General features: G+C 36.2%; 15 protein-coding genes and 1 tRNA gene. 13 read left to right on the forward strand and 3 right to left on the reverse strand.

The features are described from left to right. Positions 1 to 94 precede the first annotated feature (94 nt). The 7 genes from ACFIKX_RS10055 (at position 95) to gltX (ending at position 10,424) form a co-directional block, all read left to right on the forward strand. Positions 95 to 2,353 (forward strand): ComEC/Rec2 family competence protein, encoded by a 2,259-nt coding sequence (locus tag ACFIKX_RS10055; protein ID WP_375613477.1) that lies wholly within the window; start codon positions 95 to 97, stop codon positions 2,351 to 2,353. Between the two features lie 482 nt (positions 2,354 to 2,835). After that, the gene (gene rpiA / locus ACFIKX_RS10060) at positions 2,836 to 3,540 is read left to right on the forward strand and encodes a ribose-5-phosphate isomerase RpiA (RefSeq protein WP_375613478.1); all 705 of its coding nucleotides are present in this window, start codon (positions 2,836 to 2,838) and stop codon (positions 3,538 to 3,540) included. 106 nt (positions 3,541 to 3,646) lie between these two features. Beyond that, positions 3,647 to 4,216 (forward strand): DUF2059 domain-containing protein, encoded by a 570-nt coding sequence (locus ACFIKX_RS10065; RefSeq protein ID WP_375612140.1) that lies wholly within the window; start codon positions 3,647 to 3,649, stop codon positions 4,214 to 4,216. Positions 4,217 to 4,419: 203 nt separating this feature from the next. Then, the gene (gene gor, locus ACFIKX_RS10070) at positions 4,420 to 5,811 is read left to right on the forward strand and encodes a glutathione-disulfide reductase (protein WP_375620794.1); all 1,392 of its coding nucleotides are present in this window, start codon (positions 4,420 to 4,422) and stop codon (positions 5,809 to 5,811) included. Positions 5,812 to 5,879: 68 nt separating this feature from the next. Then, positions 5,880 to 7,259 carry a class II 3-deoxy-7-phosphoheptulonate synthase gene (locus tag ACFIKX_RS10075; protein ID WP_375620795.1) on the forward strand — a complete coding sequence of 460 codons (1,380 nt, stop codon included), beginning with the start codon at positions 5,880 to 5,882 and terminating at the stop codon, positions 7,257 to 7,259. A gap of 119 nt (positions 7,260 to 7,378) precedes the next feature. After that, a complete protein-coding gene (locus ACFIKX_RS10080; protein WP_375629641.1) occupies positions 7,379 to 9,040 on the forward strand; it encodes an NAD+ synthase in 1,662 nt (553 codons plus the stop codon). Between the two features lie 10 nt (positions 9,041 to 9,050). Next, on the forward strand, positions 9,051 to 10,424 hold the full coding sequence (gene gltX, locus ACFIKX_RS10085; RefSeq protein WP_273790689.1) for a glutamate--tRNA ligase: 1,374 nt from the start codon (positions 9,051 to 9,053) through the stop codon (positions 10,422 to 10,424). A 59-nt stretch (positions 10,425 to 10,483) separates the two neighbouring features. On the opposite strand, the gene ACFIKX_RS10090 is transcribed toward gltX, so the two are convergent. Together ACFIKX_RS10090 and ACFIKX_RS10095 are read right to left on the reverse strand one after the other, a co-directional pair. Next, positions 10,484 to 11,887, reverse strand: a complete 1,404-nt coding sequence (locus ACFIKX_RS10090) for a DEAD/DEAH box helicase (RefSeq protein WP_375629644.1) — start codon at positions 11,885 to 11,887, stop codon at positions 10,484 to 10,486. A 145-nt stretch (positions 11,888 to 12,032) separates the two neighbouring features. Continuing rightward, positions 12,033 to 12,806 carry an NAD kinase gene (locus tag ACFIKX_RS10095; protein ID WP_375612145.1) on the reverse strand — a complete coding sequence of 258 codons (774 nt, stop codon included), beginning with the start codon at positions 12,804 to 12,806 and terminating at the stop codon, positions 12,033 to 12,035. Positions 12,807 to 13,069: 263 nt separating this feature from the next. On the opposite strand from ACFIKX_RS10095, the gene ACFIKX_RS10100 reads away from it, so the two are divergent. From ACFIKX_RS10100 to ACFIKX_RS10125, 6 genes are all read left to right on the forward strand, one after another. Continuing rightward, positions 13,070 to 13,146: transfer RNA gene (locus tag ACFIKX_RS10100), tRNA-Arg, on the forward strand. A 530-nt stretch (positions 13,147 to 13,676) separates the two neighbouring features. Beyond that, on the forward strand, positions 13,677 to 13,844 hold the full coding sequence (locus ACFIKX_RS10105) for a hypothetical protein (protein WP_375629647.1): 168 nt from the start codon (positions 13,677 to 13,679) through the stop codon (positions 13,842 to 13,844). A 152-nt stretch (positions 13,845 to 13,996) separates the two neighbouring features. Beyond that, positions 13,997 to 14,101, forward strand: a complete 105-nt coding sequence (locus ACFIKX_RS10110) for a hypothetical protein (RefSeq protein ID WP_375613508.1) — start codon at positions 13,997 to 13,999, stop codon at positions 14,099 to 14,101. Positions 14,102 to 14,231: 130 nt separating this feature from the next. Beyond that, entirely contained in the window at positions 14,232 to 14,531 is a 300-nt protein-coding gene (locus tag ACFIKX_RS10115; protein WP_375629649.1) for a hypothetical protein, read from the forward strand. Positions 14,532 to 14,559: 28 nt separating this feature from the next. Continuing rightward, positions 14,560 to 14,706 (forward strand): hypothetical protein, encoded by a 147-nt coding sequence (locus ACFIKX_RS10120; protein ID WP_375629652.1) that lies wholly within the window; start codon positions 14,560 to 14,562, stop codon positions 14,704 to 14,706. Positions 14,707 to 16,867: 2,161 nt separating this feature from the next. Continuing rightward, on the forward strand, positions 16,868 to 16,996 hold the full coding sequence (locus ACFIKX_RS10125) for a hypothetical protein (protein ID WP_375629689.1): 129 nt from the start codon (positions 16,868 to 16,870) through the stop codon (positions 16,994 to 16,996). A gap of 622 nt (positions 16,997 to 17,618) precedes the next feature. Here ACFIKX_RS10125 and ACFIKX_RS10130 read toward each other — a convergent pair. Beyond that, positions 17,619 to 19,187, reverse strand: coding sequence for a TerC family protein (locus ACFIKX_RS10130; protein ID WP_375612149.1), 1,569 nt, complete (start codon positions 19,185 to 19,187; stop codon positions 17,619 to 17,621). Between the last annotated feature and the right edge of the window lie 244 nt (positions 19,188 to 19,431).

Raw genomic sequence — 19,431 nt, forward strand, 5'->3', positions numbered from 1 at the left:
CTAAGATATTACTTATGGAATTTTATAGAAAAGTCATGTTAGCATAAGTGATGGGGCGTGCAATAGCCGTATTGCGAGTTAAAGTGGGGGACTGATGTTTTATAAAAGTAAAGAGGGTTTATCCGAAAAATCTGTTACAGAAAGAAAAAAGCCATGTCAGATAGGGCAGAGTGTTTTTTCTAGGTATGATGATGCAAAGAACAGTAGCTATAATCAACAAAAACTTTTTTTATTGACACTCTTAAAAGAAGTAATCATTTTTTTTCGCAAATGGTTAGAAGATTGTATTAATAAAGAAGTTTCTTTTGGTATCCTTTTTTCGCTGATTTTAGTCTTTTTTGCCCTAGGAATCATTTTCTATTTTCATTTAGAGTGGGAACCAAGTTGGGGACAATTGGGGGCGTTGGTCAGTATTTTTCTGGGAATATTCTATGTAGCACGTTTTTATCGAAAAATATCGATTCCCGTGGGGTTTCTGTTTTGTATTATATTGGGTGCTTTAGCGGCAAAAATAGAAACGTGGCGTATTGCAACACCCATGCTAAGCAGTGACATTGTCACTACATTGACGGGAAGAATTGTTTCTATTGAGTCAGGTGCCAAAGGAGGATTTCGTTTAGTTTTGGATATTTTGAATACAGAAAATCCCGTATTACGCCATAGTCTTCATCGTGTTCGTTTATCGGCAAGATATTTGCCATCTGGCTTAGCGATTGGTGATGGATTGCATGGAAAAGTTAAGATTCGTGCATTCTCTGGGCCGGTGCGTCCAGGAGGCTACGATTTTAGTTTTCATAATTATTTTAAAAGAATTGGAGCACAAGGCGTTTATTTAGGAAAACCAAGAAAAATATCCGTTTCGCAGCCTGATGGAATATTCGCTATCATTCTACAGAAAATTGAAAATTTACGCACGAAGATGACACAAAGAATCCGTATAGCCCTTGAAGGAGAAAAGGGGAGTGTTGCAGCTGCCCTCATAACAGGGCAGCGTGCTGGTATTTCAAATGAGACAAATGAAGCATTACGTACAGCTGGATTAGCTCATATTTTATCAATATCAGGTTTACATATGGCGTTGTTAAGCGGCATAGTTCTTTTGAGTATCCGTAGTTTTTTAGCATTTTTTCCAGTTTTTTCTTCCTATTATTCCAGTAAAAAATTTGCTGCTATCGTTGCTTTTATGATAACAGCTTTTTATTTGTTATTGTCGGGCTTAGCAATATCAGCGCAAAGAAGTTTTGTGATGATTGCTGTTATGTTGGTTGCTATATTGTGTAATCGCTCTGCTATAACAATGCGTAATTTTTCCATTGCAGGGTTGATAACTCTGGCGATGACACCCCATGAAATATTAGGTCCTAGCTTTCAAATGTCCTTTTCTGCGACTGCTGCTTTGATCGCTTTTTTTGATTGGTGGAGTGGAAGATCATTTTTTCGTAAAAGAAAAACAACTCCCTCTTATGTTGGAGGGGGAGTGATAAATTTTGTTTTCTTATCGATTCTTTCAACATGTGCTTCTTCCTTTGTTGCAGGGAGTGCAAGTGGAATTTATGCTGCTTATCATTTTTCTAATATGGCATCTTTGAGCATTATCAGTAATGCCTTTGCTTTGCCTGTCATCTCAATTTTTGTCATTCCCTTTGGATTAATCGCAGTTCTTGCAATGTTAGGAGGATTCGAATGGCTTCCTCTTCAAATTATGGGTTTTGGAGTTGATCTTGTAATAAAGATTGCACATGCTATCAAGGCTATTTCTCCTGATTTGAATCCTGGTTTTATGCCGTTATCAGCGTTAGTTTTATTGAGCATAGGCTTGGTTGGACTGACTTTTTGCAAAACACCCATCCGGCTCTTTTTTAGTTTGTTTATTTTGGCAGGTGTTTCTATTTGTGTATTGCATTCACCTGTACAACTGATTATAGCAGATAATATGCGCCTCGTGGGCGTTATTCATGATAAAAAATTATATATTGATCGTTACCATATTTCTAAGTTCACGACATCCATATGGAAAAAGTCATTTCGTGTGAATGAAACGATTAAACCAACAAAATATGGTCCTTCGTTACACGGACAATTTATTTGTGATTATCATGTATGTACATCTTTATTGGATAATGGATTAAAAGTGATCGTTTTACAGAGAGAAACAGATCAATGTGTAGAGGCAGATATTCTCATTCAGACATTTGTGATGCATAATCCAACTTGTTACAAGAAGGCAAAAATAGTATTTATACCTCAACAATTGTTATCACGAGGAAGCGTTATGATGACCAAAGGTGGAGATATTATTTGGTCTTCGCTAGGGTTTCATAGACCATGGAATATGCACAGACAGCATTCATAAAAACATATAATCAGTCATATTTTGCTTCACATTTGGATAATGACAAAACAAAAAATAACAGAAGACTTTTCTCATAATATTTTACGGTATTTAAATTCGTAAGTTTATCAACGTCATTGAAACGAGATAATAATCTACAGTTTTCTAGAAATAGATGATTTTTTATATCTGATCATTTTAATTTTTTCAAAAAAATTGATATGTGCATCTTTGTGCATCCTATTGATAGCACAAAATAAATCAAAAATTCTTATTGAATGAGAAAAATGCTAACAAATATTCTCAAAGAAATAAAAAAGATAATTGTTGATTATTCTATTTTATTCTTATCATATATTTCTATAACGAGTAACATCTCTTCAAGCAAGAGATGATGGTCAATTTAAATAGATTGCGTCAAGAGGTTATCTTTTATTATCATTATTATCGGTGGTAATAGGGGTGATAAATGCTGCTTATACGGATAGAAGGCAAAGTCATTCATGAATGTTCAGCAGTTAAAAAAAATGGCAGCTATTAAAGCGCTTGAGTTTGTTGAAGATGGTATGCGGCTTGGTATCGGATCTGGTTCGACAGTCAATGAATTTATTCATCTTCTAGGTGAGCGTGTTGCGGATGGTTTGCGGGTGACTGGTGTTGCTACTTCAAAATATTCTGAACAACTCTGTCATAAGTTTGGAGTGCCTGTTAGCACTTTAGAACAAATACCTGAGCTGGATCTTGATATTGACGGAGCAGATGAAATTGGTCCTGAGATGATGCTCATTAAAGGGGGAGGGGGAGCATTGTTGTATGAAAAAATTGTAGCGTCGGCATCTCGTGCAATGCTTGTCATTGCGGATGAAACAAAGGTGGTAAAAAGACTTGGTGCTTTTGCACTACCAATTGAAGTTAATCCATTTGGTATCCACACAACATGCAGAGCCATTGAAAAAGTCGCTGATGATTTAGGGCTTTCTGGAAAAATTGCATTGCGAATGAATGGAAAAAATCCTTTTGAAACAGATGGTGGCCATTTTATTCTTGATGCATTTTGGGGCTGCATTTTGCAACCAAAACCATTATCGGATGCACTTCTTGCTATTCCTGGTGTTGTTGAGCATGGCCTTTTTTTGGGGTTGGCTTCACGTGCAATTGTCGCTATGGCTGATGGTCAAATAAAAGTTTTAGAACCGTTTGATTTTTAGAAAAGGCATTTACATGATGATATGTTAGCACAGTAAAAAAGGGTCTTAAAGATTTTAGGTAGAATAACGAATTAAAATTATAATTAGCGATCGGGGTAATCATTAAATGAAAATAATATTTTCTTTTCAGCGTTTTGTCGTATATTTTAGTGCAATTGCTATTTTTGTTGTGAATGTTGGCATGGCTTATGCACAAGGTGTGAGTGATCAACATTTAGATTCAGCGCGAAAGGCAATCAGAGCTATTCATGCAACGGATCAATTTGATAGCTTTTTACCAAATGCGGTCCATGATTTCAAAAATGAACTGATTAGCGATGATCCGAATTTGGCAACAGCTATTTCTGATATTGTTGATAAGCAGGCGCTTGCTTTAATTAAAAGGCGCTCTGATCTAGAAAAAGAGATTGCTCATGTATATGCAAAATATTTTACTCAAAAAGAGCTTGATGCGATAACAACATTTTATAATTCTGATACCGGTAAAAAGTTTTTGACAGAAGTCCCCAATATTGCACGTGATTCTTATTCAGCATTTGATATATGGCGTACTGCTCTTATGCGGGATCTTGTAGAAAATGTGAAAAAAGAGATGTCTGAAACACTTAATTTGAATAATTCTACTATGCCTACAAATATGCCTATAAAATCAGAATCTTCAGAAAATAAAAAATAGCTTGATCGATATCATGACAACAATGGGCAATTTCTGATTTTTTTTATAGCGGCGGTTTTCCCGCCGTTTTAAATATTTTAATGAGAATAAGTCTTTTTAGAATACTGCTTTATAAAAAAGGCTTCTTCAAAAGAAAAAAAGACTTTCATTTGATAATAAAAGATCTTAGCCTACTCTTGCAGATGTATAAGAAGGAATAATTCGTGGGCTCTTTTGACTTTGATTTATTTGTTATTGGAAGTGGTTCTGGTGGAGTGCGTGCAGCACGGCTTGCTGGAGGTCTTGGCAAGCGGGTCGCTATAGCAGAGGAATATCGTATAGGGGGCACTTGTGTTATTCGTGGTTGCGTTCCCAAAAAACTTTATGTTTATGCATCACAATATGTAAAAGAATTTAAGAAAAGTGTTGGTTTTGGGTGGGAATATGCGGATCCAATTTTTAGCTGGGAAAAGTTGGTTGCAGCTAAAAATAAAGAAATATCAAGGTTAGAAGGGTTGTATCGTAAGGGATTAGAAAATAACAATGTGCATATTTATGAAAGTCGTGCTACTTTTATAGATGATCACACATTAGAGCTTTCTGCCACGGGTGAGCGGGTAAGTGCAGAAAAAATTTTGATTGCAACAGGGGCAAAACTTGCACCAAATACGTCCATAGAAGGCGGTGAATTTTGCCTTACTTCTAATGAGATTTTTGACCTTAATCAACTCCCAAAATCAATAGTGATTGTTGGTGGAGGGTATATTGGTGTTGAATTTGCTAATATTTTTCATGAATTAGGTGTAAAAACAACACTCCTTCATCGTGGTGATTTAATCCTTCGTAATTTTGATCATGATTTGCGGCAATTGCTCAGCGATGCAATGATTGAAAAAGGGATTTCTATTCTTTATGGCATAACAATTTCTAAAGTGCAGGCTGCAGAAAATTGTTATGAAGTTGTTTTATCAAATGGGAAAATAATCAGAGCCGATCAGATTATGTTGGCTACGGGGCGTGTACCAAATACAACGGGTTTAAGACTTGAGCGGGCAGGTGTTAAGGTGAATGAATTTGGTGCAGTTGTTGTTGATGAGAAAATGACAACAAATATCCCCCATATTTGGGCTGTTGGTGATGTAACAGGTCATATTCAATTAACACCCGTTGCGATTCATGATGCAATGTGTTTTGTTAAGACAGCATTTGAAAATATTCCAACAACACCTGATTATGATTTAATTACAACAGCAGTTTTTTCACAGCCAGAGATTGGAACGGTTGGTCTTTCAGAAGAGGAGGCGGTAAAGCGTTATAAGCGTCTTGAAATTTATCGTACAGTTTTTCGTCCTATGCGTAATGTTCTTTCTGGTAGTTCAGAGAAAATGCTTATGAAACTCATTGTTGATGGTGAAAGCCGTATTGTTGTGGGCGCTCATATTTTAGGGGAAAATGCTGGTGAGATGGCTCAGCTTATAGGGATATCTCTCAAGGGTAAGCTGACGAAGGATATCTTTGATGAGACGATGGCAGTGCATCCAACGATGGCAGAAGAATTGGTAACGATGTATAAACCAAGTTATATATATGAAAATGGGAAGAAAATAGAAAGTTAAACAGCATATATTGCGGTAAAAAGCTTTTGATATGCTAATCTGTAAGATTAATCTTTAGAGAGAGTGTAATGATAAAAGAATGGGCGCCTGACACTTGGAGAACAAGGCCAATTAAACAAGTTCCGACTTATCCGGATAAGTCTATGTTAGAAGATGTTGAGCGAAAACTGAGAAGGTATCCTCCTTTAGTTTTTGCCGGTGAAGCACGTGATTTAAAAAATGAATTAGCAGCCGTTGCGAAAGGCCAAGCTTTTTTATTGCAAGGTGGTGATTGTGCCGAAAGCTTTGCAGAACATGAAGCTGATAATATTCGTGATTTTTTTCGTGTATTTTTGCAAATGGCGATTGTTTTGACCTTTGGTAGTTCTAAACCGGTTGTTAAAATTGGTCGTATTGCTGGTCAATTTGCAAAGCCTCGCTCTTTTGATATTGAAAGAAAAGAGGGAGTTGAATTTCCTGCTTATCGTGGGGATATTATTAATGGCATTGAATTTGAAGCCGGTTCTCGTATTCCAGATCCGCAACGGATGTCTATGGCTTATCGCCAATCTGCGGCAACACTTAATCTATTGCGTGCTTTTTCACAAGGTGGCTATGCTAATTTAGAAAATGTTCACACATGGATGTTGAGTTTTGTTTCTAACAGTCCGCAGGGAGAACGTTATGAATTATTGGCAGAGCGTATTTCTGAAGCAATTGATTTTATGCGTTCTATAGGGATTACATCCAAAACACATTCTTCATTGCGTGAAACATCTTTTTATACCAGTCATGAAGCACTGTTGCTTGGTTATGAAGAGGCTTTGACTCGGATTGATTCAACTTCAGGAAATTGGTATGCAACATCTGGTCATATGTTATGGATTGGTGACCGTACGCGTCAGATTGACCATGCTCACGTTGAATATTGTCGCGGCATTAAGAATCCTATAGGATTAAAATGTGGTCCTTCCATTGAGCCTGATGAGCTTTTAAAATTAATTGATATTTTAAATCCTGAAAACGAGTTGGGGCGGCTTACTCTCATTACGCGCTTTGGTTATGATAAAGTTGAAAGTTATCTGCCTAAACTCATCCGTGCTGTTGAACGCGAGAAGCGTGCGGTTATATGGTCATGTGATCCAATGCATGGCAATACAATTACTGCCAATGGTTATAAGACGCGTCCTTTTGATTATGTGTTAAAAGAAGTAGAGAATTTTTTTGCAGTGCATCGTGGAGAGGGAACTTATCCAGGAGGCATTCATATTGAGATGACAGGTCGTGATGTTACTGAATGTACAGGAGGGGCGCACGCCATTTCTGTGGACGATTTATCTGATCGTTATCATACGCAATGTGATCCACGGTTAAATGCAGATCAAGCGTTAGAATTGGCTTTTCTTGTTGCTGAACTCCTTAAAAAAAATCGCGTGACTGAATCGTTAGCAATTGCTGCTGGGGGGTAGGCAAAAATTTGCCTAATATTTTTAGGTCATTATGGCAGAAAAGAATTTTAAAAAATGATGTTTCCGATGATGAAGAATAAAGTTGTGGTTGCTAAACTGATGAAATGATACAAAGGCTTATGAAAAATGATTTTCGGGTATCAATTGCCCAATTAAATCCTATTGTCGGTGATATTGAGGGGAATTTTTCTTTAGCTGTCATGGCGCATCAAAAGGCCAAAGAAGAGGGGGCTGATCTTGTTTTATTCACGGAACTTTTTATAAGTGCTTATCCGCCGGAAGATCTTGTTCTAAAACCTGCTTTTACAAAAACATGTGAAGAGACTGTTGAGAAATTAGCAAAGATAACCGTAGGCGGACCAGGAATTGTCATTGGTCTTCCATTAAGGCGCAATGGTAATATTTACAACGCTGTCATGGTTCTTGATGAAGGGAGAGTCATTGCCGAATGTTTGAAGTTTGATTTACCTAATTATGCTGAATTTGATGAAAAGCGTTTATTTTCTTCAGGTCCACGTCCTCAGCCTATTGTCTATCATGGAATTAAATTAGGAATAGTCATTTGTGAGGATCTTTGGAATGATTCCTCTCTTAGTACAGAGCTTAAAGATAAAGGAGCGGAAATTATTCTTGTCCTTAACGGATCTCCTTATTATCGTAATAAAACATTAAAACGTATAGACGTTGTTCATACACAGGCTCTACAATCTGGAGTGCCAATTATCTACGCTAATCAAGTAGGTGGTCAAGATGAGCTCGTTTTTGATGGTGGGTCTTTTGCCTTGAATGGACAAGGCAAAAAGATATTTCAAATGAAACACTTTGATAGCCATATTGCTTTAAGCCATTGGCAAAAAACAACGACGGGATGGCACTGTATTTCAGGTCCTAATGAAAGACTTCTCAATGGATTAGCGGCTGATTATCAAGCTTGTGTTTTGGGGTTGAAAGATTACGTTAATAAAAACGGCTTTAAGGATGTTATTCTTGGTCTTTCAGGAGGAATTGATTCAGCCCTGTGTACGGCAATGGCGGTGGATGCTCTTGGTGCTGAGAGGGTTCGCACCATTATGATGCCCTATCATTATACTTCGCAAGAATCATTAAAAGATGCCAAAGAATGTGCTGATCTTTTGGGATGTCGTTATGAAATCATACCGATTGCACAACCTGTTGAGGCTTTTTTAAAGACAATGGCACCTGTTTTTTCAGGGTTACCCTCTGACGTCACAGAGGAAAATCTTCAAAGTCGTATACGCGGTACACTTTTAATGGCGCTTTCAAATAAATTCGGCTCAATGGTGGTAACGACAGGCAATAAGTCAGAAATGGCTGTGGGATATGCAACACTGTATGGGGATATGAATGGCGGGTTTAATCCTCTTAAAGATATTTATAAAATGCAGGTTTATGCATTAGCGGAGTGGCGCAATAAAAATCACTTGCACAATTTGAGAGGACCAGAAGGAATGATCATTCCATCCAATATTATAGAAAAAGCACCCTCTGCAGAGCTGCGGGAAAATCAAAAAGATGAAGATTCTCTTCCGCCTTATCCTATTTTAGATGATATATTACAATATCTTGTAGAAAATGACATGAGTATTTGTGATATTGTTAAACGTGGACATTCACGAGAAACTGTTGCGAAAGTTGAACAGCTTCTTTATGGTGCCGAATATAAAAGGCGTCAATCTGCGCCTGGTGTAAAAATCAGTTACAAAAATTTCGGACGCGATCGTCGCTATCCTATAGTCAATCATTTTCGCGATAAAAATTGAGTATTATTTTATGGTTAAAGTTCGTTTTGCTCCCTCTCCAACAGGTTATATTCATATTGGCAATATCCGTATTGCGCTTTTCAACTGGCTTTATGCGCAAGCGTATAAGGGAGAATTTATTTTACGCTATGATGATACAGATATTGAACGTTCTAAACAAGAATATATCGATGCTATTGCTGTTGACCTTGAATGGCTTGGTATTCAACCAGATGCAATTTATTACCAATCCAAGCGATTTAATCGATATGATGAAGTGGCAGAAATTCTCAAACAACGTGGCCTTCTTTATCCTTGTTATGAGACAACAGAGGAATTAGAGCGGCGTCGTAAAATCCAGCTTTCACGCAAATTGCCTCCTGTTTATGACCGTGCAGCATTGAAGTTGACAACAGAAGAGAGAAAAAACTTTGAATCACAAGGTCGTAAACCCCATTGGCGTTTTCTTCTTCCTAATTTTGAAAGTGATCCTTTACACACAAAGCGAACAGAAGTTTGCTGGAATGATGCAATAAAGGGAAAGCAGACGATTGATTTAGCTTCTCTTTCAGATCCTGTTCTTATTCGTGAAGATGGAACCTATCTTTATACATTGCCGTCTATTGTTGATGATGTAGATATGGCTATTACGCATATTATTCGTGGGGATGATCATATTACAAATACAGGCGCTCAAATTGCTCTTTTTAAAGCTCTTAATGCAGAATTACCGGTTTTTGCTCATACCAATTTATTGGCGACAGTTTTAGGAAAAGGATTTTCAAAACGTAATAATGATCTTTCTATTCGTTCTCTACGGGAAGAAGGATTTGAATCTATAGCTGTTCAATGCCTTGCCGTTTTGATTGGGACATCGCAAAATGTGCATCCCTATCCCAATCAAGCTGCGCTTTTAGAGCATTTTAATCTCCAAGATACGTCAAGATCCGTTGCAAAATTTGATATTGCTGATCTTCTTGCTTTGAATAGTCATCTTGTCCATGAGTTAACCTATGAGGAAGTAAAAATGCGCCTTAAAAAACTTTCTATTGAGGGAGATAAGGCGGAATATTTCTGGAACGCGATAAGAAGCAATATTAATAAAGTCAATGATGCTGTTTTTTGGTGGAAAATCATTCATGATGAACAGAATTTTGATACAGTAGCACTAGAGGATCGTGCTTTTGTGCACCAATCACTCGATTTCTTACCTGAAGGTGCTTTGAATGAGGAAAGTTGGAAAATTTGGACAACAGCATTAAAAGAAAAAACAGGTCGAAAAGGAAAAGCTTTATTTATGCCATTACGTCAGGCACTTACGGGCATGGATCATGGACCTGAAATGGGAAAAATTTTGCAGCTTTTAGGGCGTGAAAAGGTAACGGAAAGGCTCTCTAGGAAATAAGAGCGGATTTTTTAAAAGTATTTCGTTCATTTCACTCTAAAAGAGAGTAGAGAACGGGTTTATTTACACGTTTTTATAAGCATGAAAGCAGGAATATCATCACCAAATCCAATAGGTGTGTAATTCTTATTTTTTCGTGAGCGTTGTTGCTCAGATGGCTTCTCCTTATTATTTGCATTTTTGATATATTCTGTTTTATTCTCTTCTATAGATTTTTTAGTGTGAACAACAGGCTCTTTTGGAGCAGTTTTCTTTGATGGTTTTGAAGATTTTTTCTTTACAACAATATCTTCTGTTTGATCATCGGCTATTAAAGTTGAGAGATCTCCATTGAGCCATTCAATTTTTTCATTACTCATTTCCTCGATGGCATTGATATATTTTTGATCAGCTTTTGTAACGATTGTAAAGGCTTTTCCGCTACGATTTGCACGCCCTGTACGACCAATTCGATGGATATAGTCTTCAGCATGTGTAGGAACATCATAGTTAAATACATGACTTACAGCTGGAATATCGAGTCCACGGGCAGCAACATCAGAAGCAACAAGAAGTGTAAGTTTATTATTTTTAAAATCAGCTAGGGTGTTCATGCGCGAATATTGGTCCATATCTCCATGAAGTGCCCCTACATTAAAGTTATGTTTGATAAGCGATCTAAAAAGTTCAGAGATATCTCTCTTTCGATTACAGAAAATGATTGCATTTTGAAGCTCTGCACCTTCATTTTGGATAAGCTCTCGTAAAACCGCTCTTTTATCCCATGATTTATTTCCAGATTTGACAAGCCGTTGTGTAATTGTGGTAGCTGTTGAGGAAGCTTTTGTAACTTCAACAGATACAGGAGAATGTAAAAATTGTTTCGTTAGCTTTGTAATTTCTGGCGCCATTGTTGCAGAAAAGAACAAAGTTTGACGCGTAAAAGGGGTTAGTTTACAGATGCGTTCAATATCAGGAATAAAGCCCATATCCAACATGCGATCAGCTTCATCAATCACAAGGATTTCAACGCCCATCAGGAGCAGTTTACCGCGCTCGCAATGATCAAGAAGGCGCCCTGGTGTTGCTATAAGAACATCAGCTCCCCGTTCAAGTTTGCGATCTTGGAGTTCAAAAGAAACGCCACCAATCAAAAGAGCAACATTTAAACGATGATTTATGCCGTATTTATCGAAATTTTCTTCAACTTGAGCTGCAATTTCTCTTGTTGGTTCTAAGATAAGCGTACGGGGCATTCGTGCTCTTGCACGACCTTTTTCAAGGAGAGTGAGCATAGGCAATACGAAAGAGGCGGTTTTACCTGTTCCCGTTTGGGCGATTCCTAAAACGTCTTTTCTTTGAAGGACATGCGGAATTGTTTCACTTTGAATAGGTGTCGGAGCTGTATACCCCGCTGATTTCACCGCATTAATAACCTTTGCGGAAAGACCTAAATCATCAAAACTGTTTAAAGATGGTATCATTTTTTTATCAACTGCTCTGTGATTTTAACTGCGCTATCTAATGATGATTATAACCAATATTCTACACTCTTTAAAAGTGTTAAGATGTTTTCACAAAAAAACTAACTATAACAATCATATACATATAAAACGCATAATACAATCATTAATAGCGAAATTGTTCTGATAAAATGCGCTCATCCCATGAATGATTTGAGTCAAAAAGGATTGAAGCTGTTACTTCTGTTGCCATTGAAATAGTAACTGAATGGACAGATTTAACTTCAATATTATCTGCAGCAGCGTTTACAGGGCGTTTGTCAGGTTCAAGCATATCAAAGCGCACTGTTACTGTATCGGGAAGCAAAGCTCCATGCCAACGCCGAGGGCGAAAAGGGCTAACGGGAGTGAGGGCCATAAGGGGAGCCATAAGAGGTAAGATAGGTCCTTGTGCTGATAAATTATAGGCGGTTGATCCAGCTGGTGTAGCGACGAGGACACCATCACAACTTAATTGTTCCATGCGTACGTTGTTATCAATGGTGATGCGAATTTTTGCCGCTTGATAAGATTGCCGAAAGAGGGATACTTCATTAATTGCAAGCGCCTCGATAGAATCTTGACATTCAGATTTTGCAATCATGCGCAGGGGATGGATTTCTTTTTTATGTGCGGCAGCAATACGATTGGGCAATTTTTTTTCATGAAATTCATTCATAAGAAATCCTACAGAACCTTGATTCATACCATAAATAGGTTTGCCTGTGTTCATGACATCTCGTACGGTTTGTAACATTGTCCCATCACCACCGATTGCAACAACAATATCAGTTTCTTCCAGAGAAGAATGACCATAAACGGAAATTAATTTATGGGTAGCTTTGATAGCCTCCTCAGTTTCTGCGGAAATAAAATGAAAGCGACTTGGTAATGTAGCCATTTAAAAATTATCCTGATACTTATAATTTATGTTGTAACTTATTTTTGAGAGTTTTGAAGTTGTAATAAAAGCTCTTTTTATAATAAAAAGAGCATTGAATAAAGAGAAGTTATTTCAAGGTAAAGTATCATTAAACAGTAAAAGGAATGCGTCGTTAGATAAATTACAAACGAGTAATTTTTTTATTAGAATGATAATTTAGCATTGAAGCTAAGAGTATGATTAGTTAAAAGACCATAACTGATTTTAATAATCAGTGTGAAGCACCCGTAGCTCAGCTGGATAGAGCGCTGCCCTCCGAAGGCAGAGGTCACAGATTCGAATTCTGTCGGGTGCACCAAATTCTTCAACTTCATATCATCCTAAATAACAAGATTACCTAAAAAGAAGCCAATTTCCTCTTTTATGAAAATGGTTATTTGAGTTGTTTATTAAGTTTTGCAGCGAATAAGCAAATGATTTTAAGAGAAGTAAAATTTACGGCTGCGTATATAATTTTTCGGTTAGTCATTTTGAATATCGAGATAAAAAAGCAAGGTTATCTAAATATGCTTTCAATTTAACTATAAACATTTAAAAAGTACATTTAATTCAATATGTTATTGTACAACTGATCTGGCGATGTTGATAGTAGATCGCTAAATATATTGTTTTGAGCATTAAAATAGATAGCTAAATTTGCTTTTATTCTATTTTTGGAGTTAAAGGCTGTTATGGTGATATGGAACGCAGATGAGGAATATCACCAGTTAAAGGAATAATAAGGGGGGAAAAACAACCGTCAAGATTTGAATTGTTTCAAAATGCTGTATTCGATATGGTTTTGATATGGGTATCTGGTGATTTCTCTATACACCAATACTGCCAGTTATGTTGGATGAAGGATTGTTTAGCTTTAATCAACTTTCTTATATACCGAACACTAATTATGGTGGTTATTTAGTTGGGAGTATGTTCTTTACGTTTGGCAGTAATTGGGATTATATTTCTTGCTCCTCGCATACTATCTTGTGCAGCTATAGTGATGAGTGCACTTAATTATTTTCATGGCGTTAACACTTAGTCCTTTTGATCCGTTTTGCTGCTGGTGTTGCGAGTGTAGCAATGATGGTTTTGGGTTCTATTATAGTCATACAGCATAGCCATATGGGCGGATTATTGCTTCGCTTTATGCAGGTGTAGGAGTTGGTATTCTACTACTAGGTAATGAATATGTTATTATTAGTTTGAACAGAGCGCTTGATGCAACAAACATTTGGTTTGGAGCTGGCTTAATGTCTGTTCAAAACTTTTAAAAACATACAGGTTTAATTATGATAACTATATCAAAAAACACCTCCGTTATTTCTTTCATTGCAAATGAAACCGCTCCTGTTAATCAGAAAAAACCATCCAAAATATGAATAGATCGATCAAATGGATTTCGTGACTGGTCATGTATATATATATTATCGCATTCGTGCTTTAAACGATTTTGGTGATGTAAAAAAAGCGATCTGGATGGCTTTTATTGAAAATGAAAGCAATCTCTCTCATGATGGTAATTGCTGGGTTGCTGATAATGTCTGTGTTGTAAAATCTGGTTGTGTTTATGAAAATATAAGGGGCTATGGCAATGCTGCCATTGGTGGCTATGTGTATGGCAATACCCTTATATGTGATAAAACCCATGTGTATTTTGGTGTTCATGTTTATGACAATGCTCATCTTTCTTATAACGTTTGAGTTTATCATTAAGCGCGGGTTTATGGGAATGCAAAATTATCCGGTAGTGCACGTATTCATAGCAATGCCGCGGTTTATGATCATGCGGTTGTTAGGCAAGGTTTACGGCAATGCTAGCGTGGGGTGTCATACTAAGGTCTACGGCTCTGTTTATGGCTATGCCAAGATCTCCTGATTATATCGTGATTAGAAGTAATGTATATGGCAATGCAAGAATAAAAAGACATAGCGATTTATATTCGGTTCCCATAAATTGAGAGGTTTATGAAAGTGATGATGTTATCAAGATTGATAAACAGAATAAATGACAGACGTGGAGGGTGCTTCTTTGATGGTTATAAACGCATCATAAAAGAAAGCTGTGCCAATTGATATGACGCTGCTTTTAAATAGAGGTACTACAGATCATACAAAAGAAGTCAATAATGAATGTATGTATACAAAACGTATCATATTGCAAACGCTCTATTCTATTGATTAAAACTGATCAAAAGGAACGTAAATGACAGATATGATCTTTAATCACTCATTTGAATTACAGAACCTATAAACACTTTATGTATGGCTATAAAGCGTATTAAGAATAACGCTCGCATTTTTGAAGTGGTCATTTGACACAAAGTACATTATCAAAATGTCTCAACGCTTGGTAGGTTCATATCAAGACAATCAAGAGAAAATGCGTATTAAGTAAATATTTGTAACAAAACCCGTTGTTTACATTTACGAACATTGGTTTTTAAAAGCAGCTTTTCATAAGACAATAAACAACCGCTTTTTATAAAATCTAAGGCTTTTAAACTGTTATAAATCTAGGTTTCAAACGTATTTATAGAGATATCATTTTATGTCTCTAAACGTTTAAACGTTCATTTAGTGAGGTTCTCATAAGCGTATTTTCACTTTGCATTTAAACATAACTTCTTTTCAAATAAGCCGCTCTATATTTGGGCTGGCAAAATTAACCAGCTCAAATTCGAGTTCGTTAACTTTAGAATAGAGCATTCTTTAAACATTGTCGCTTTTGACTCAAAATTGAGTAAAACACCATGCCTTTGTAATATGATTGCAATCCTTTTGAAATTTATCTACTTATCTTTGTCTTAATAAGTATCCTCAAATTTGAGGGGATTTCATTTGGTTTCGTATTTTTAAACTATAACTTTTAAAACGTTTTTTGCTTGTTTGCCTGCGTTATATCATTAAAAATCTTTTGATTTCTACGACATAACATTATCAATTTCATTACCTGTTGTGATGATAGTATCTATATAATGTCTGCTTATTATTGACTAACTTTTTAGTAAGCGGCGCTTTAAAATCGACTTGTCTTTAAATCCTTTTATGTGCCCTTAATGAATTAAAACCTATTCTATGATAGTTTCAAATGATTATTTCTTTTAAGGTTTAGCTCAAAAAAAGAGTAAACCCCATACCATTTTTTAAACGCATGCAATTTATGTTATCGATAATTTCAAACGATTACGTTTTTAATAATGCGATTTGTGTGTGATAAAAACGTATCATAAAATTTATGAACTGTTATGAATGATAGCTGCGTTCACTTCATTTGAATGTTTACATGCGTTTTATGGTCTATCCATACATGGTAATTGTTTATGAAAAATGGTTAATTAAATCACGTATAAAAGTGTAGATTTTAAATGGGATTCATATAAAATAATTTCACACAAACTATTGACTTTATTATATTTTTTTATGAATAAGATTCCATCTCGTTTAGACGTTACAAAAGAAATCACCAAAGGCCTTATTGATAAGATTCTTCTCTTACACGGCGTTATCACTTTTGTTTGCAAAAATCTGCTTCGCTTTTGACTTTTGATATGGATAAAATCTCTTTTGAGCTAGAGCAAAGAATTTTTTAATCATGGAGAGTGCAACAGTGCTCTTCAAAATCTTGATTGGTCTGTTGAAAAAATTAAAGAGGTAGATAATTATTCAGCACGTTATCAACTACCAGATTGTGAAGTACAAATTCTTTATAATGACGCAATTATCAAAGGTTATCCGTAATTTGATGTTGGAGTTTCGATTAGTACTGGTATTTTATCTGCAATTGATCCCTATCAATTCTCAGCACTTACAAGATCTACAACTTGATTTTTATAAAAAGGGGTTGAGAGTTTGTGAAGAAGGAATATATGCAGATTGGTTGGAATTAAGCTTGATTATGTCTTGAAATAGGCGATAGAAAGAATTGATCTTCATAAATGCTTTTATTCCAGATATGGAGCACCATCTTGGCGAAAGAATGAAGTTGGAGGCACATAAAGGTTATCAAGGTATATGATGCAGATTATAGCTTACTTCATATTGGTGCACTGTCTTTATTGGGTGATGTTGCAACCTTACAATCTTATTATCAAAGTTTCAGTGCAGAGGATCATTTAGGCTTTGATGAAAATACCCAACAGATTCATCTGAACGTGCATTGGCTTTAGTCAAAGAAGTGGTGAAATCTAAGCAGCTCAGCTACGCTTTAATTAAAAAGTAGCAAAAATATGAGCTATCTAGAAGAAAAACAAAGTTCTTAATAAGGGCCTTTCCAGAGAGGTGGAGTTTCATTCTTGCAAGGAAAAAAATAGCTAAATTTATCGAAACAAAAGCTAAGGAATAGCTCCTTAAGAAATATCAAGAAGATCTAAAAAGATTATAGGAGCCAGAGTCTGGTTTAAAGATGCCATCATCAGTTGAGTGAACTCAACAATGGTGGAGTTTTATCCATTGGCGGAAATCTGATGTTTGAAAGAGGCTTTCTTGATGTGAAGGTAATATTGTAATAAATAATTATTATAAATCAATATATTGTATATATTCATTGTTTTGAGATTAATGACCATTGACAAATAATTTTGCACCATTTTCTCTCTCCCAGCTTTTCGTCAATCATCAATGAAAATTTTTTATAATGGAAAGTTCATTGATAATATAACTTTTGTATGTCATTATTTTACGCTTAAAAAAATATAAAAATAATGAAATGCAATTGAGTTATCAACTGCTTATTCTTTTCAATTTTTAATCATAAAAAAATCTTTTTATTCATTTTGCTTGTAAAAAGAACTAGCTTTTTTCTGGTGATACAAGTGGAGAAATAAGGATTTTAGATATGTTTCTGCGTTCCATTTCAATCACTTTAAAGTGTAAACCATCAGTTTCAAAGCTTTCTCCCTCATTTGGTAAATGACCAAACTGCCAAAGCATAAAGCCTGCCAGAGTCGTATAACGATCTGCTTCATCCACAAGGTTACGCCCAAGATAACCACTTAAACGGCGGATATCAGCATATCCCTCAACAAGAAGACTGCCATTTTCAAGTTGTTCTGCGATCATGAGTTCTTCATCGTCATCAGGAAAGTCTCCTGCAATAGCTTCAAGAATATCGGTTGGTGTTGCAATTCCTTCAAAAGATCCATGCTCATCAACAATAATTGCAAGCTGAATCGAAGAATGACGTAATTGCTCCATCAATCGTAAAACACTTGTATTTTCATGAACAACGAGGGGTTCTCGCATAGCTTTTTTCCAATTAATCTTTTTCCCCTCAGCCAAATTCAAAAGAAGATCTTTTGTCAACGCAACGCCAACAAATTCATCCACTTTTTCACGCGCAAGAATTAAGCGGCTATGTTTAACCTTTTGTAATTCTTCACGCATTTCATTTTCATCAGCATTTAAATCTAACCACTCAATCTCATTACGCGGCGACATGATAGAGCGAACAGGGCGATCAGCTAAATCGAGAACACCACGAATCATCTCCTTTTCTTCTGGTCTAAACAACTCAGAAGCTGCGGCCTGTTCAGCAATAACATCTACAGTCTCAGCAAGGTGACTATCTTTGCTTCCTCCTCCTAAGAGCCTCAAAACAGCATCAGCTGTTCTACTGCGTAGATCATTCGTTTTAATCATTTTTTCACGGTTACGACGTCCAATTTGATTAAAAGCTTCGATGAGAACAGAAAAACCAATAGCAGCATACAAATACCCTTTTGGAATATGAAAACCAAATCCTTCAACAATGAGAGTAAAACCAATCATCATCAAAAAACCAAGACAAAGGATTACAATAGTGGGATGACGATTAATAAAACGCATAAGAGCACCAGATCCGCACATCATTACTCCCATAGCAGCTATGACTGCGATATACATAACTGCTGCCTGCTCTTTTGCAATCATACCTGTTGCGGTAATAATACTGTCTAGTGAAAAAACGGCATCCAGCACCACGACTTGGACGATTACTTGCCAAAAAACAGCATAACCAACGCCTGTTTTTCTTTCATGTGATACTCCTTCTAACCTTTCATGTAATTCTAGCGTTCCCTTTGCGAGCAAAAAGGCTCCACCACCGATTAAAATAAAGCTATGCCAACTAAATACAAAAGATGAAAGTGAAAGAATGACCCTATCGAGTCTCATAACCCATCCAATAACGGTAAGAAGGAAAAGCCGCATAATTAATGCTAAAGTAAGACCTATAAAGCGTGCGCGGTCACGCAAATGCAGTGGCAATTTTTCAGCTAAAATTGCAATAAAGATAAGGTTATCTATTCCTAAAACAATTTCGAGAAAAACCAGCGTGATCAAACCAAACCACGCATGGGGATCAGTGATCCATTCCATCATTCCTTACCTTTTAGAAGCTTAAAAGCGCGCGATTGACAAAAAAAATTCATAGTCTTTTATTCGTATATTGGATCATGAACATTGAATGTAAAAAACTTATATTCAAAGAAAAAAACAGCACAATATTGCTTGAATGCATGTGATTGTTGATAAAACAAAATGATGCCCCATCCCGCTTACAACCACAAGAAGGTTCCTCTAATTTTTGCTCGGGCATTATGCTCGATAATCCTCTAACTATAGG

It is taken from the genome of Bartonella sp. CM86QHHN (assembly GCF_042194695.1).
Taxonomy (GTDB): domain Bacteria; phylum Pseudomonadota; class Alphaproteobacteria; order Rhizobiales; family Rhizobiaceae; genus Bartonella.